This is a genomic window from Streptomyces sp. NPDC015125, from assembly GCF_043080045.1.
Lineage (GTDB): Bacteria > Actinomycetota > Actinomycetes > Streptomycetales > Streptomycetaceae > Streptomyces.
Map to the genome: position 1 here is coordinate 123,391 of NZ_JBIBVF010000003.1, position 14,338 is coordinate 137,728.

Here is a 14,338-nt window from a genome sequence, read left to right on the forward strand (position 1 = left end):
TCCTCGGTCAGTCTGCCGATGCCTGTTTCACCAGCGGGACGATCCGCAACGGAACCGGATTTTCCATGACGATTGCCGTCGACGCCCGCACGATCCCATCAAAGCCCACAACCCGGTCGATCACCCGCTGTAGATCGGCGTTGGACCGGGCGACGAGCCTGCAGAGCATGTCCCCATGTCCCGTCGTTGTATGCAGCTCCAGCACCTCGGGAACGGTCGCCAAGTGGGCGCGTACGTCGTTTCCTTGCCCTTGTTTGATCTCCAGAGTGGCAAATGCGGTCACCGGATAACCGAGGGCCGCCGGGTCCACATCCGGTCCGAAGCCCCGGATCACTCCATTCGACTGAAGCCGGTCGAGCCTGGCCTGGACCGTCCCGCGGGCCACTCCCAGCCGCCGGGACGCCTCCAGGACGCCGATCCGCGGCTCCTGGGCGAGCAGCTCCAGCAGCGCCCCGTCCAAATGATCGATCGCCATCGTTCGCACCGCCCTTGGTGATGGTCATCATGTACAGATCGCCGGGCGACTTCGCCCTTCCGCTATGCATAATGCCCAGAAGATTCGCGAACTATTGCGCACCTTGTGGATCGGAGGGACTCTGCGACCATGGCAGACACCACGATGCACACCCGGACCCAGACCCAGCCCGCAGCCCCCGACGCGGCCCGGCAGGCGGACCCCTTCCCGGTCAAGGGGATGGACGCGGTCGTCTTCGCCGTCGGGAACGCCAAGCAGGCCGCGCACTACTACTCGACCGCCTTCGGCATGCGGCGCGTCGCCTACTCCGGCCCGGAGAACGGCAGCCGCGAGACCGCGAGTTATGTGCTCGAATCCGGCGGCGCCCGGTTCGTGTTCACCTCCGTCGTCAAGCCCACGACCGAGTGGGGCCGCTTCCTCGCCGACCATGTCGCGGCGCACGGCGACGGCGTCATCGACCTCGCCATCGAGGTCCCGGACGCCCGCGCCGCCTACGAGCACGCCCTCGCCCACGGCGCCACCGGCCTGGAGAAGCCCCACGAGGTCCGGGACGAGCACGGCACCGTCGTCCTGGCGGCGATCGCCACGTACGGCAAGACCCGGCACACCCTCGTCCAGCGTTCCGGCTACGACGGCCCCTACCTGCCCGGCTTCGTCGCCGCCGAGCCGCTGGTGGAGCCCGGCCCGCGGCGCTTCCAGGCCATCGACCACTGCGTCGGCAACGTCGAACTCGGCAAGATGAACGAGTGGGTGGCCTTCTACAACAACGTCATGGGCTTCACCAACATGAAGGAATTCGTGGGCGACGACATCGCCACCGAATACAGCGCCCTGATGTCGAAGGTCGTCGCGGACGGCACGCTCAAGGTCAAGTTCCCGATCAACGAACCCGCGATCGCGAAGAAGAAGTCGCAGATCGACGAGTACCTGGAGTTCTACGGCGGCCCCGGCGTCCAGCACATCGCGCTGGCCACCAATGACATCGTCGCCAGTGTCCGGGCGATGCGCGCCGCCGGCGTCGAGTTCCTCAACACCCCCGACTCCTACTACGACACCCTCGGCGAGTGGGCCGGCGAGACCCGGGTGCCCGTGGAGACGCTCCGTGAGCTGAAGATCCTGGTCGACCGCGACGAGGACGGCTATCTGCTGCAGATCTTCACCAAGCCGGTCCAGGACCGGCCGACCGTGTTCTTCGAAATGATCGAGCGGCACGGCTCCATGGGCTTCGGCAAGGGCAACTTCAAGGCGCTCTTCGAGGCGATCGAGCGGGAGCAGGAGCGGCGCGGCAACCTGTGAGCCTTGCGGCGGGGTGATGCGCCCACGGCCGGTGGTGGGTGACGGGCGCGGGCCTCCGGTCGGTCGGGTGTGGGGGACTGCTTCGCTTTACGCTCCGCTGCGCTCCGCCTTTGCTCCTTGATTGAGCCTTCGGAAGCAAAGCCCCCACACCCGGCCCCTCCGGCCCGCGCCCTCCGGTCGGTCGGCGGCTTTCCGTCTCGTCCGGGCGTGCCCTTCAGCGCTGCTGGTCGGCGGGTGTCCGTGGTGTCCCGGCCGTTCGGTGATCTTCCGTGTACGGCCCATGGATGCGAGGCTGGGAGCTATGGACCTCATCGCACGTCTGCGCGCCGGGCTCCCGGGGGAAGCGATCCTCACCGACCCCGATGTCACCGGCTCCTACGCCAACGACATGGCGAGCTTCTGCGAGGCCGGGACGCCCGCCGTGGTCGTGCTGCCGCGTACCGTCGAGCAGGTCCAGCACGTCATGCGGACGGCCTCCGAGCTGCGGGTCCCGGTCGTCCCACAGGGGGCGCGCACGGGGCTGTCGGGCGCTGCCAATGCCTCCGACGGCTGCATCGTGCTCTCCCTGGTCAAGATGGACCGGATCGTCGAGATCAACCCCGTCGACCGGATCGCGGTGGTCGAACCGGGTGTCATCAACGCCGTACTGTCCCGCGCGGTGAACGAGCACGGGCTCTACTACCCGCCCGATCCCTCCAGTTGGGAGCAGTGCTCCATCGGCGGGAACATCGGCACCGCCTCCGGCGGCCTGTGCTGCGTCAAATACGGAGTCACCGCCGAGTATGTCCTCGGCCTGGACGTCGTCCTCGCCGACGGGCGGCTGCTGACGACCGGCCGGCGCACCGCCAAGGGTGTCGCGGGCTATGACCTCACCCGGCTGTTCGTCGGCTCCGAGGGCAGCCTCGGCATCGTCGTACGTGCCGTTCTCGCGCTCAAGCCGGAGCCGCCGGAACAGCTCGCGCTGGCCGCCGAGTTCCCCTCCACCGCGGCCGCCTGCGAGGCGGTCTGCGAGATCATGGCCCGCGGTCACGCCCCGTCGCTCCTGGAGCTGATGGACCGTACCAGCATCCGTGCGGTCAACGACATGGCGCAGATGGGTCTCCCGGACAGCACCGAGGCGCTGCTGCTGGCCGCTTTCGACACCCCCGATCCGGCCGCCGACCTCGCCGCCGTCGGTGCGCTGTGCACCGCCGCGGGCGCCACCGAGGTGGTGCCGGCCGAGACCGCTGCCGAGTCCGACCTGCTGCTGCAGGCCCGCCGGCTGACCCTGACCGCGCTGGAGCGGGTCAGGTCCGCGACCATGATCGACGATGTCTGTGTGCCGCGCTCCCGGCTCGCCGAGATGCTCGACGGCACCGCCGCCATCGCCGAGAAGTACGGCCTGACCATCGGTGTCTGCGCGCACGCGGGGGACGGCAACACCCACCCCACGGTCTGCTTCGACGCCGCCGACCCCGACGAGTCCCGCCGGGCCCGGGAATCCTTCGACGACATCATGGCGCTCGGCCTGCAACTGGGCGGCACCATCACCGGTGAGCACGGCGTCGGTGTCCTGAAGAAGGAGTGGCTCGCGCGCGAACTGGGGCCGGTGGGTGTGGAGTTGCAGCGCGGCATCAAGGACGTCTTCGACCCGCTGGGCATTCTCAATCCGGGAAAGCTCTTCTGACGGCACGGGCCCCGGCGCTGTTCCTTGCCGGCGGTTTGCGCATGCTGCTCGCCGTTGTGCGCACGCGCAGAAATCGTGACGGGCAGCCCTTGGATATCGTGAGGGACGGCCCTGAGGTTCTGACATGGCGAGCGCGGGTCTCTCTGCATATCCTGAACAGGAATATCTGCGCCCGCCGGTCCTTCCCGAGGAGTCCGAACAGCGGCCGTATTTCGACGTGGCGGCCATAGAGGGATTCCGTCGCTGAGGTTGTGCCGTTCCCGGCGCGCACGATTTTCGCCGTGAGGGAGATCAATTCCCATGGACCTCCACACCGTCACCGAAGTCGTCCGGCGACCGCCCGACCGGCCGGGCGCGGACTGGCGGGAAGGCGATGCCTGGCTCGCCGGCGGGACATGGCTGTTCTCCGCGGAGCAGCCGCACCTGCGCCGCCTGATCGACCTGACGGCGTTGCGCTGGGAATCCCTCGTCCCGAGCGGTGCGGGCCTGGCCATCGGCGCCACCTGCACCATCCGCGAGCTGTACGCCTGTGCGCTGCCGGACGAGTGGACCGTGGGCCGCCTCGTCACGAAAAGCTGTGAGGCGTTCTTGTCCTCGTTCAAAGTCTGGGGTGCGGCGACCGTCGGCGGCAATATCTGCCTGTCCTTGCCGGCCGGCCCCATGATCACGCTGACGGTCGCACTGGAGGCACAGTACGAGCTGTGGGCTCCCGACGGGTCCGTGCGCACCGTCGATGCCCTCGCCTTCGTGACCGGAAACCACCAGAACATTCTGGCCCCCGGGGAAATTCTGCGGCGCATGGACATTCCGGCGCACGCCCTGCGGAAACGCACCGCGCAGCGCCGTTTCTCGCTGACCCGCCTCGGCCGTTCGACGGTATTCCTCATCGGTACGCAGACGCCGGGAACGAGCGATCTCCTGCTCACCGTCACCGCCGGCACCACACGGCCGGTGCGTCTCGCCTTCGACGCCATGCCCGACGCCCGGACACTGCGGCAGAACATCGACGCTCTCCCCGCCGACATCTGGTTCGCCGACCCCAACGGGACCCCCGATCACCGCCGGCATCTGACACGGCACTTCGCCGAGGAGATCCGTCGCGAACTCATGGCCGGGGGCCCGGTATGACCTGTCGCGTGAACGGCAAGAGGTTCGACGAAGAACCGGACCCCGGTCAGTGCCTGCGCACCTTTCTCCGCGGGCTCGGCCATTACGGCGTCAAAAAGGGGTGCGACGCGGGCGATTGCGGCGCGTGCACGGTATGGCTGGACGGCAGTCCGGTACACAGCTGCATCACCCCCGCCTTCCGCGCGGACGGCCGTCAGGTGACGACGATCGAAGGGCTTGGATCCCCCGGAAACCTGCATCCGGTGCAGCGGCAGTTCCGCGACGCCCCGGGATTCCAGTGCGGTTTCTGCACCGCAGGGATGATCATGACGTCGGCGACGTTCACCGAGGCCCAGAAGGCGGACCTGCCGCGGGCGTTGAAGGGCAACCTCTGCCGCTGTACCGGCTACCGGGCGATCGAGGACGCCGTGAACGGCGTCGCCGGCGTGGCGAAGGCCGCGCCGGGAAAGGCCGTCGGGACGAGCGTCGGTGCGCCGGCGGCCGAGGACGTGGTGACCGGTCGCGCCGAGTTCACCATGGACACGCACCTCGACGGCATGCTGCACCTCAAGGTGCTGCACTCCCCCCACGCACACGCCCGGATCGTCTCGATCGACACGTCCGCCGCGCTCGCGGTTCCCGGCGTACATCGCGTCTACACCTGGGAGGACGTGCCGCACAGGCGCTTCAGCACAGCGATCCACACCGACCATCTCGTGGACCCGGACGACACCTACCTCCTCGACCACACCGTCCGCTTCGTCGGCCAGCGCGTCGCCGTCGTCCTGGCCGACTCCGTCGGGGCGGCGGAAGAGGGCTGCCGTCGGGTCGTCGTGGAATACGAGGTGTTGCCGGCGGTATTCGACCCCGACGAGGCAATGGCCGAGGGGGCGCCACAATTGCACGGCCCGGTGGATCCCTTCATCCTCGACCCCGTCCACAACATCGTGGTGGAAATCCATGCGCATATCGGCGATATCGAGGCGGGGTTCGCCGAGGCCGACGTGATCCATGAAGGCACGTACTCCTCCCCGCGGGTGCAGCATGCGCACCTGGAGACCCACGGCTCGATCGCCTGGATGGACAACGGCCGCCTGAACGTCCGCACGAGTTCGCAGTCGCCGTCGATCGCGAAGCTCAAACTGGCCCGTCTGTTCGCGCTGCGCCCGGACCGGCTCCGGGTGTTCTGCAAGCGTGTGGGCGGCGGCTTCGGCGGCAAACAGGAAGTGATCTCGGAGGATCTGGTCGCGCTCGCCACCCTGGACACCGGCCGGCCGGTCTCCTTCGAGTACACCCGGGAGGAGGAGTTCACCAGCGCTTCGCCACGGCATCCGATGACCCTGACGGTCACCCTCGGCGCGACGGCGGACGGCACGCTCACGGCCCTCCAGGTCCGCAATGTGTCGAACACGGGCGCCTATGGCAACCACGCCGGCGAAACGCTCCATGCGGGCGGCGCCGCCGTCATGATCTACCGCTGCCCCCACAAGAAATACGACGCGTTCTCCGTCTATACCAACACCGTGCCGAGCGGGGCATTGCGCGGTTACGGGATGACGCAGTCGGCGTTCGCCGTGGAATCGGCGATGGACGAACTCGCCCGCGCCCTGCACCTGGATCCGCTCGAACTGCGACGGCGCAACATCGTGCGACCGGGCGACCCGCTCCTCGCCCTGCACGAGGGGCCCGACGACGTGGTGTTCACCGAGGACGGACTCGCGACGTGCCTCGACCTGGTGGACGAGGCCATGGCCCGTTCCGCCGAGGAGCCGCCGCCCGGCCCCGGGTGGCTCGTCGGGGCCGGTGTCGCGAGTTCCCTGCACGAGACCGCGCCGCCGACCGAGCACCTCTCCGAGGCCTGGGTCACGCTGGGCGACGACCTCGTGTACGAAGTGGCCGTCGGCACGGTCGAATTCGGCGAGGGCACCTCGACCGCGCATGTCCAGATCGCGGCCCACCAACTGGGCACGACGCCGTCGCGGATCCGCCTGGTGCAGTCCGACACCGACCGCACGGGATTCGACACCGGCGCCTTCGCGAGCGCGGGCCTGTTCGTGGCGGGCAATGCGGTACTCCGCGCGGCCAATGCCGTGCGCGACCGCATCCTGGAATGCGCTGCTGCCGCCACGGGCGAACATGTCGTGATGTGCTCGATGGACGACGACAGCGTCCGCTGCGGTGACCGGCGGGTGCCGTTGGCGGAGCTCGTCGCCTCCGCCCGGGCGCGCGGAATCCGGTTCACCGCCGCCCGCAGGGCCTACGGCTCGCCCCGCAGCGTCACCTCCAATACGCAGGGGTTCCGTATCGCCGTCCACCCGGTGACGGGGGAGATCCGCATCCTTTACAGCGTCCAGGCGACCGACGCCGCCGTCATCATCAACCCCGCGCAGGTCCGGGGACAGGTGGAAGGCGGTGTCGCCCAGGGAATCGGCTTCGCACTGACCGAGCACCACCAGGTCGACGCGCACGGCGTCATGGCCAACCCGAACCTCCGCAATTACCGCATCCCCACCTACGCCGACATCCCCCGTACCGAGGTGCTGCTGGTGCACTCGGCGGATTCCGTCGGGCCCCTGCGGTCGAAGGGGATCGCGGAATGCTGTATCAACCCGGTGGCCCCGGCGCTGGCGAACGCGCTTCACGACGCCACGGGCGTCCGCTGCCGCACGCTGCCCCTGACACCGGAGCGCATTTACCGACGGCTCGGCGACAGCGCGGCGGTGGCGACGGGCCCGCGGTCTTCCATGCCGTGACGAACCGGCTCCGGCAGCTGCCCCGAGCCGAGGCCCCGCGCGCGCCGCCCGGCCGGGCCACGGCCCGGATGTACACGGCAGGGGGAGGGACGGTTGACTGCCCCCATGACGATCAACGATCCGCACAGATCCGGCGAGGGCATGGTCACCTTCCGGGTGACCGGGAAGGGCGTCGACGACCTCACCTACGCCGTCCAGGCGCCGGGTGACTCCGGGGGCGAACAGCAGGTGGTCCGGCCCGAGTTGCCGTGGTTCGTGGTGACCGACGCACGGGGTGTGGGCGCGATGCCGATGCTCACCCTCACCCTCGAAGGGCCGGACGCCCACGCCGAATGCGAGATCCTCACGGACGGCGCACCGGCCGTCCGGGGCAGTGTGCACGGCCCCGCGGCAACTGCCGTGTTCATGGCACGCGCCGCCGCCTCGTAGAGTTCCGTCATGGATTCCGCACCCCTCATTGCCGCAGTCTTCCTCCTCATCGGTGCCTCGGGCTTCGCCAGGGCGGGTGACCTGCGAGCCAAGCGGCAGGACGCTCGGCTCCAGCGGCTGGAACGCAAGGTGGACCTGCTGCTCGCGCAGGCCGGGATCGTCGAGCCGGAGGACCCCAGGATGGCCGAGCTGGACGCCCTGCTGGCCCAGGGCAAGAAGATCCAGGCGATCAAGGTGCACCGCGAGGTGACCGGTTCCGGACTCGCCGAGGCCAAGGAAGCGGTCGAACGCCGGATGCGCTGACGGCCCGTTGGGCAGAGGATGGCCGGAAGGACCCGCCGGGCCCACCGGGCCCCCTGTCCACCGGGCCCCCTCATGCGCACGCAGGAAGCGAGAGCCGATGGCAGCCACCGAAGCGACCAAAGCCGCTGATGAGGCGTATGACGTCATCGTGCTGGGGGCGGGGCCGACCGGTGAGAACGTCGCCGACCGGGCGCACGCCGCCGGGCTGAGCGCGGTGGTCGTGGAGAGCGAACTGGTGGGCGGCGAATGCTCCTACTGGGCGTGTATGCCCAGCAAGGCCCTGCTGCGCCCGGTCGCCGCCCGCGCCGAGGCGCGCCGGGTCCCCGGCCTCAAGGACGCCGCGGATGTGCCGCTGGACGTGCCGGCGGTGCTCGCCCACCGTGACGAGTTCGTCTCCTACTGGAAGGACGACGGACAGGTCCGCTGGCTGGACTCGGCCGGCATCGACCTGGTGCGCGGCCACGGCCGGCTGGCCGGGCCCCGGCGGGTGGTCGTCGACGGCGGACGGGTGCTCACCGCCCGGCATGCGGTCGCGGTGTGCACCGGCAGCCGCGCGGTGCTGCCCCCCGTCCCCGGGCTCGCCGAGGCCAGGCCCTGGACCAGCCGCGAGGCCACCAGCGCCAAGGCCGTCCCGGGCCGTCTGGTGGTGGTCGGCGGCGGCGTGGTGGGCGTCGAGATGGCCACCGCCTGGCGGGCCCTGGGCTCCTCCGTGACGCTGCTGGTGCGCGGCGACGGGCTGCTGCCCCGTATGGAGCCGTTCGCCGGCCACCTGGTCGCGGAATCGCTCGCCGAGGCCGGGGTCTTCCTGCGGACCGGCGTCGAGGTGCGCGAGGTACGCCGGGAGGCCCCGGGCGGCCCGGTCACCGTCCTGCTGGATTCTCCCCCCGGGTCCGGCGGCCCGGGAGGTACCCCCGGCGACGAGATCATCGCCGACGAGCTGCTGATCGCCACGGGCCGGGCCCCGCGCACCGAGGACATCGGCCTGGATACGGTGGGTCTGTCCCCCGGCTCCTGGCTGGACGTCGACGACAGCCTCCGGGTGACGGGCGTGACCGGCGGCTGGCTCTACGGCGTCGGCGACGTCAACCACCGCGCACTCCTGACCCACCAGGGCAAATACCAGGCCAGGATCGCCGGCGCCGCCATCTCCGCACGTGCCCGGGGCGTCCCGATCCTGGAGTCCGACCGCTGGGGCGCGCATGCCGCCACCGCGGACCGCCTCGCCGTCCCGCAGGTCGTCTTCACCGACCCCGAAGCCGCGTCGGTGGGCCTGACCGCCGCCGCGGCGGAACAGGCCGGCTACCGCACCCGGGTGATCGACCAGGACCTGGCGGCCGTCGCCGGGGCCTCCCTGTACGCGGACGGCTACCGCGGCCGGGCCCGGATGGTCGTCGATCTGGACCGTGAGGTGCTGCTCGGCGCCACCTTCGTCGGCTTCGGGATCGCCGAGCTGCTGCACTCCGCGACGGTCGCGGTGGCCGGCGAGGTCCCCCTTGAGCGGCTGTGGCACGCGGTGCCCTCCTACCCGACGATCAGCGAGGTCTGGCTGCGGCTGCTGGAGGCCTACCGCGGCTGAGGCGCCGCGCCGCAGCCGGGCCGCCTCTCAGCCGGGCCGCCTCTCAGCCGGGCCGCGCCGCAGCCGGGCCGCGCCGGTCAGGCGCCGTCCGCGCCCAGCGCCGCGGCGATCCGCAGCTGCCCGGCGCCGTCGTCGGCCCGCCCCTGGCGCTCCAGGGTGCGGCCGAGCATCAGACGGGCGTACGCCTCGACCGGATCGCGGTCCAGCACCGCCCGCAACTCGGCTTCGGCGCGTCCCAGTTGGGCGGAGTGGTAGTAGGCGCGGGCGAGCAGCAGCCGCGGCGCGACCGGCTGGGGGTCCTCGTCCACCAGGCCGCGCAGGATGCGGGCCGCGGCCGCGAAGTCCTTCGCCTCGAAGAACAGCTGGGCCCGCGCCCAGCGGTCGGCGGCGATCCCGTGCTCGTAATAGCCCGCGTCAGAGCCCGTGTCATAGCCCGTGTCGTACGCCGTGGAGCCCGCGTCGTACGACGCGGCGCCGGTGTCATCCGCCGCGACACCGGTCCCGTACGCCGTGCGGCCGGTGCCCCGCTCGGTCCGTGCGCGGCAGCTCTCGTTCATACCGCGCCCAACAGCGCGGCGCACGGGAACATTCCACCGGCCCGGCCGGCGCGCTGCGGCGCCGGCCTCCTCGTCACGCCCCGTCCCCCGAAGGCCCCCTCCGTCACCCGCTACGCCCCGGGCTCGGGGAACTCGTCCGAGGACCGGGGGCCGCCCGGCCGCGGATCATCCGTCGCCTCCGTCGGCGCCATGGCGAGCAGCTCGCTCAGCCCTTTGTCGAGGCCCAGATGCCCCTGCTCGGACCCCGGCGGCACCACCCGCAACGTGCGCTCCAGCCATGCGGAGACCGCGGCGGCCGGTGCCTCCAGCAGCGCCTGGCCGTCCGGCGAGTCCAGCTCGATACAGACCAGGCTGCGCCCGTCGCGCTTGGTCGGCCACACCCGTACATCGCCGTCGCCGCACGGCCGGAACACGCCCTCGACGAGCAGTTCGCGGGCGAAGGTCCACCGGACCGGGGAGTGGGAACCGATATGAAACGTGACATGGACGGCGTACGGGTCGTCCGTCCGGTACGTCAGCCGGGCCGGGACCGGAACACTCCGCTCCGGTGACAGGACCAGGCCCAGCTCCAGCTCTCGCTCCACCACGGTGTGCATGACGTCCGCCTCTCTTCGCGCCCCGCGGACACCCGGTACCGGGCCCGCGTAGAGCAAGAGGCGCCGGACGCCGGACCATTACACGACTTCGTACAACTTTTTTCCCGCGCCTCTTCCAGGTGGTCGTGGGCGGGCATGGGTATACCGGCAGCCGGGGTCTGATAGATGTGGACGCCGCGTTGCGGCAGACTGCACCCCACATCCACCAGGCCGAGTACAGATACGGGACTTCGGACATGAGCGCCCCTACCTCAGGATCCGCCGGCGGTAGCCCTACGCCAGGCTTCTACCCGGACCCGTCCATCCCCGGCTACATCCGGTACTGGAACGGTGCCGCATGGGTGCCGGGCACCAGCCGGCCCGCCCCCGCCGAGGGCGAGGCGATGCCCGCACCGCCGCCCGGCGTGGCCCCGCCGTCTTCCCCCCAGCTCTCGGCTCCGTTCGAGCAGGGCGGACCCGCACCCGCCGTCGAGGAGACCGGGCCGGTCTTTTTCGACGAGGAGGGGGCGGCCGGCGGCTCCGCGGTGCCGGCCGTCCGCCAGAGCGGCGAGGTCGAGGCCCGGCCCGCCGTCGGCTGGGACGACCCGGCCCGGCTGCACGGCACCAGCCCCGAACCGGCGGCCTCCTGGCAGGCCGATGCCTCCCGGCAGGGCGGTTACGGCGCCGAGACCGACCGCCGGATCTCCTGGGGCTCCCCGGACCCGGCGCCCGCCGGTACCCCGTCGGGCGCCGCTTCCTGGGGCGGGGTGCCGCCGCAGCGCGAGGAGCAGGGCGGCGCCGAGGCCCCGGCCGGCGAGGCGCCCGGCGCGTCCTCGCCCGCCGCGCGCCCCGAGGGCCCATCGGACGGGACGGTCGCCATCCGGGCCGTGAACCCGGCCGCGCGCCGCGGCAACAACTCCAAAGACCAGGGCACCACCGCCATCCGTGCGGTACGGCCCGGCGGCGCACAGCCCGCCAAGGGCGGCGAGACCATGGCGATCCGTGTCGCGGGCGGCGACCGCACCCCGTCCGCCGCTCCCGGTGACGGCTCCCCACAGGCCCTGCCGTCCGTCGGCGACCGGCAGCAGGGCCGCCCGGCGCCGCAGCAGACCCCGGGCCCCGTCCCGCAGCACCAGGCCCCGCAGGCCCCGCAGCACCAGGCTCCCCCGAGCCCCGCGCCGCATCCCGCCCCGCAGAGCCCGGCACAGCAGACCCCCGGCCCGCAGGCTTCCGCCCCGCAGGCTTCCGCGCCCTCGGCCGGCTTCCCGGCGCAGGGCGGTGCCGCACCGGCCGGATCCGGCGCGCAGGGCGCCGACGCCGACGGCGTCATCCCCTGGAAGCCGCCGGCCGCCGCCGACCCCTTCTCGGCGCTGGCGCAGGCCGCGCAGGGCCACCCGGCGGGCCTCGGCCGCAGGCTGGCGGCCCGGCTGATCGACACGCTGGTGCTGGGGGCGTTCACCGCCGCGGTGGCCGTTCCCCTGTGGAGCACCGTCACGGACCACATCGACGCCAAGGTCGAGGCGGCCAAGCAGTCCGGCCGCCAGATGACGGTCTATCTGATCGACGGCACCACCATCCCGGTCTTCGCCACGATCCTGGCCGTCCTGCTGATCGGCGGTGCGCTCTACGAGGCGCTGCCGACCCTCAAATGGGGCCGCACCCTGGGCAAGAAGCTGTGCGGCGTACGGGTCCTCGACATCGAGAGCCATGACACCCCGACCCTCGGCGCGGCGCTCAGGCGCTGGTTCGTCTACAGCGTGCTCGGCGTGCTCGTCGTCGGCGTACTGAACGTGCTCTGGTGCCTGTTCGACCAGCCGTGGCGCCAGTGCTGGCACGACAAGGTCGCGCGGACGTTCGTCGCCTCCGGCTGAGGCCCCTCGCCGGGCCGCCCGCCCGGCCGTCCCTGCCGCGGGTGCCCGCCGTCCTCTCCTCGGGCCCGGGTGCCCGCCGCCCCTTCCGGGCCCCTGCCGCGGTGGCCGGGCGCCGCCACGGCGCACCGTGGCCCCGACGGGCGGGTAGCCGTCCCCCGAACGGACTTCGCCGGATGCGGCGGGCCGCGACTAGGGGTCGACTCGGGCCATGAGTACCGACCAGCCCCGGCCCGGTTCCGGTGAGCCGCCGGAGGACGACCCGTTCCTGAAGAAGCCGCAGGAGCCCCCGGCGGGCGGCGCTCCCCGTAACAGCTCGCCCCGTGAGAACGGCGTCCCCCGTAACCATGCTCCGCGCGGCAACGGTACGAGCGGCAACGGTACGGGCGCCGGTGAAGGCGGCCCCCCGCCGCCGGGTGGGACTCCGCCTCCGGGTGGGACCCCGCCTCCGGGTGGCACCCCGCCGCCCTACGCGGGCGCCCCGTACGGCAGCGGCCCGTATGCCGGTGACCCCTACGGCGGGCAGCCCGGTCCGGCCGACCCGCTGGCCGGTATGCCGCCGTTGGCGAACCGCGGGCGCCGGCTCGTGGCCCGCATCATCGACGCGATCATCATCGGGGTACCGGTATCCGTGATCATGACGCTGATCGTCGGCGGGGTGGACTACTTCAGCACCGACAGCGTGGAGGCCGGCAGGCAGTCGACGGTATCGGGCGTCACCATGCTGGTGTATCTCGTCTACGAAGGGCTGATGCTCTCCAGTCGCGGCCAGACCCTCGGCAAGATGGCGATGAAGATCCGGGTGGCGATGCTCTCGAACGGCTCGATCCCCACCGCGCAGGCGGGCTGGACCCGGGCCGCGGTCTATACGCTGCCGGAGATCGTGCCGTGCTGCGGCTTTATCTTCTGGCTGGTCAACGTCCTGTGGTGTACCTGGGACCAGCCGTATCACCAGTGTCTGCACGACAAGGCGGCGAAGACCGTGGTGGTGTCCACACAGACGGCTGAAGCCCGCTCGGCGTGAGTGCTCGCCCCGGCGTGAGTGCTCGCCTCAGTGTGAGTGCTCGCTCCGGCGTGAGTGCTGGCCTCAGCGTGAGTGCTCGCCGATCCGGGTGTCCGCGGTGGCGGCAGCCGGTTCGGTAAAGCCGCCCCAGGGGGCGCGGGGGGAGGACGCCGCCACCGGCCTCAGGTGCTCGGGCGGCGACGGTACGGCCGTCAACGGGGCGGGCGCGGCGGGCGCCTCGCCCCGTACGAGATGCCGGCGGACCACCCGCGGCACCCCGGGCATCGGGACCGTCATGGCGACCAGCAGTCCGAGCCCGAGCCCGGCGATGGCGATGACCGCGACCCCGATCCCGGTCTGCGTCTGCGAGAGCAGCAGCATCGCGAGGGTGGAGAGGAAGACGGTGGCCGAACCGTAGGCGAGCTGTGCGGGGGTCGGACGAGGCATGGCGGGATCCGTCCTCGGAGGGTCGGCAGGGGGTGTCGGTCAAGGGCGCGCCATCAAACGAGCCTACGGCCCTTACTGCCCGAACGGAACGCCAAGTAAGCGTGACCTAACCCACGGTTCCGGTGCACAGGGGGCGCACAATGCCGGCGCCCGTGCGTAGGTCCCGTGCCGTCATGGCTGTTGGGGGCGGGGGCGCATGCCCGGCGGGCATATACACCGGGTCTCTGCCCGGTGAGGGGGCACCCGGAACGATGCTGTCGTGCGCTGTCCGATAGCCGTAACT

Annotated in this window: 13 protein-coding genes; 9 read left to right on the forward strand and 4 right to left on the reverse strand. The window is 71.5% G+C overall.

Annotated features, from left to right (window positions below):
• Nucleotides 1–7: 7 nt before the first annotated feature.
• A complete protein-coding gene (locus ACF088_RS10390) occupies nt 8–475 on the reverse strand; it encodes an Lrp/AsnC family transcriptional regulator (RefSeq protein ID WP_392375147.1) in 468 nt (155 codons plus the stop codon).
• Nucleotides 476–604: 129 nt separating this feature from the next.
• Here ACF088_RS10390 and hppD point away from each other — a divergent pair, with 129 nt between their 5' ends.
• The 7 genes from hppD (at nt 605) to ACF088_RS10425 (ending at nt 9,605) form a co-directional block, all read left to right on the forward strand.
• A complete protein-coding gene (gene hppD, locus ACF088_RS10395) occupies nt 605–1,771 on the forward strand; it encodes a 4-hydroxyphenylpyruvate dioxygenase (RefSeq protein WP_392375148.1) in 1,167 nt (388 codons plus the stop codon).
• Nucleotides 1,772–2,072: 301 nt separating this feature from the next.
• The gene (locus ACF088_RS10400; RefSeq protein WP_392375150.1) at nt 2,073–3,437 is read left to right on the forward strand and encodes an FAD-binding oxidoreductase; all 1,365 of its coding nucleotides are present in this window, start codon (nt 2,073–2,075) and stop codon (nt 3,435–3,437) included.
• A 300-nt stretch (nt 3,438–3,737) separates the two neighbouring features.
• A complete protein-coding gene (locus ACF088_RS10405; RefSeq protein WP_392375151.1) occupies nt 3,738–4,565 on the forward strand; it encodes an FAD binding domain-containing protein in 828 nt (275 codons plus the stop codon).
• A complete protein-coding gene (locus ACF088_RS10410) occupies nt 4,562–7,297 on the forward strand; it encodes a molybdopterin-dependent oxidoreductase (protein WP_392375153.1) in 2,736 nt (911 codons plus the stop codon). The genes ACF088_RS10405 and ACF088_RS10410 overlap by 4 nt, the downstream gene beginning before the upstream one ends.
• A 105-nt stretch (nt 7,298–7,402) precedes the next feature.
• Nucleotides 7,403–7,726: a hypothetical protein gene (locus tag ACF088_RS10415; protein WP_392375154.1), complete on the forward strand. Its 324-nt coding sequence runs from the start codon at nt 7,403–7,405 to the stop codon at nt 7,724–7,726.
• 9 nt (nt 7,727–7,735) lie between these two features.
• Nucleotides 7,736–8,029, forward strand: coding sequence for a ribosomal protein L7/L12 (locus ACF088_RS10420; protein WP_392375155.1), 294 nt, complete (start codon nt 7,736–7,738; stop codon nt 8,027–8,029).
• 97 nt (nt 8,030–8,126) lie between these two features.
• Nucleotides 8,127–9,605, forward strand: coding sequence for a dihydrolipoyl dehydrogenase family protein (locus ACF088_RS10425; protein WP_392375156.1), 1,479 nt, complete (start codon nt 8,127–8,129; stop codon nt 9,603–9,605).
• Nucleotides 9,606–9,682: 77 nt separating this feature from the next.
• On the opposite strand, the gene ACF088_RS10430 is transcribed toward ACF088_RS10425, so the two are convergent.
• Both ACF088_RS10430 and ACF088_RS10435 read right to left on the reverse strand, forming a co-directional pair.
• Nucleotides 9,683–9,997: a tetratricopeptide repeat protein gene (locus ACF088_RS10430; RefSeq protein WP_392375579.1), complete on the reverse strand. Its 315-nt coding sequence runs from the start codon at nt 9,995–9,997 to the stop codon at nt 9,683–9,685.
• 275 nt (nt 9,998–10,272) lie between these two features.
• The gene (locus tag ACF088_RS10435) at nt 10,273–10,758 is read right to left on the reverse strand and encodes an SsgA family sporulation/cell division regulator (protein WP_392375157.1); all 486 of its coding nucleotides are present in this window, start codon (nt 10,756–10,758) and stop codon (nt 10,273–10,275) included.
• A gap of 236 nt (nt 10,759–10,994) precedes the next feature.
• Between ACF088_RS10435 and ACF088_RS10440 the strand changes: the two genes are divergently transcribed.
• Both ACF088_RS10440 and ACF088_RS10445 read left to right on the forward strand, forming a co-directional pair.
• Nucleotides 10,995–12,608, forward strand: a complete 1,614-nt coding sequence (locus ACF088_RS10440; protein WP_392375158.1) for an RDD family protein — start codon at nt 10,995–10,997, stop codon at nt 12,606–12,608.
• A gap of 208 nt (nt 12,609–12,816) precedes the next feature.
• A complete protein-coding gene (locus ACF088_RS10445; RefSeq protein WP_392375159.1) occupies nt 12,817–13,629 on the forward strand; it encodes an RDD family protein in 813 nt (270 codons plus the stop codon).
• A gap of 63 nt (nt 13,630–13,692) precedes the next feature.
• Here the strand turns inward: ACF088_RS10445 and ACF088_RS10450 are convergent, their stop codons facing one another.
• Entirely contained in the window at nt 13,693–14,055 is a 363-nt protein-coding gene (locus ACF088_RS10450) for a hypothetical protein (RefSeq protein WP_392375160.1), read from the reverse strand.
• Nucleotides 14,056–14,338 lie beyond the last annotated feature (283 nt).

What these genes read in the sequence shown, in the direction of transcription:
- ACF088_RS10390 (WP_392375147.1), bottom strand. Translation starts at nt 475, where the DNA reads ATGGCGATCGATCATTTGGACGGGGCGCTGCTGGAGCTGCTCGCCCAG.
- hppD (WP_392375148.1), top strand. Translation starts at nt 605, where the DNA reads ATGGCAGACACCACGATGCACACCCGGACCCAGACCCAGCCCGCAGCC.
- ACF088_RS10400 (WP_392375150.1), top strand. Translation starts at nt 2,073, where the DNA reads ATGGACCTCATCGCACGTCTGCGCGCCGGGCTCCCGGGGGAAGCGATC.
- ACF088_RS10405 (WP_392375151.1), top strand. Translation starts at nt 3,738, where the DNA reads ATGGACCTCCACACCGTCACCGAAGTCGTCCGGCGACCGCCCGACCGG.
- ACF088_RS10410 (WP_392375153.1), top strand. Translation starts at nt 4,562, where the DNA reads ATGACCTGTCGCGTGAACGGCAAGAGGTTCGACGAAGAACCGGACCCC.
- ACF088_RS10415 (WP_392375154.1), top strand. Translation starts at nt 7,403, where the DNA reads ATGACGATCAACGATCCGCACAGATCCGGCGAGGGCATGGTCACCTTC.
- ACF088_RS10420 (WP_392375155.1), top strand. Translation starts at nt 7,736, where the DNA reads ATGGATTCCGCACCCCTCATTGCCGCAGTCTTCCTCCTCATCGGTGCC.
- ACF088_RS10425 (WP_392375156.1), top strand. Translation starts at nt 8,127, where the DNA reads ATGGCAGCCACCGAAGCGACCAAAGCCGCTGATGAGGCGTATGACGTC.
- ACF088_RS10435 (WP_392375157.1), bottom strand. Translation starts at nt 10,758, where the DNA reads ATGCACACCGTGGTGGAGCGAGAGCTGGAGCTGGGCCTGGTCCTGTCA.
- ACF088_RS10440 (WP_392375158.1), top strand. Translation starts at nt 10,995, where the DNA reads ATGAGCGCCCCTACCTCAGGATCCGCCGGCGGTAGCCCTACGCCAGGC.
- ACF088_RS10445 (WP_392375159.1), top strand. Translation starts at nt 12,817, where the DNA reads ATGAGTACCGACCAGCCCCGGCCCGGTTCCGGTGAGCCGCCGGAGGAC.
- ACF088_RS10450 (WP_392375160.1), bottom strand. Translation starts at nt 14,055, where the DNA reads ATGCCTCGTCCGACCCCCGCACAGCTCGCCTACGGTTCGGCCACCGTC.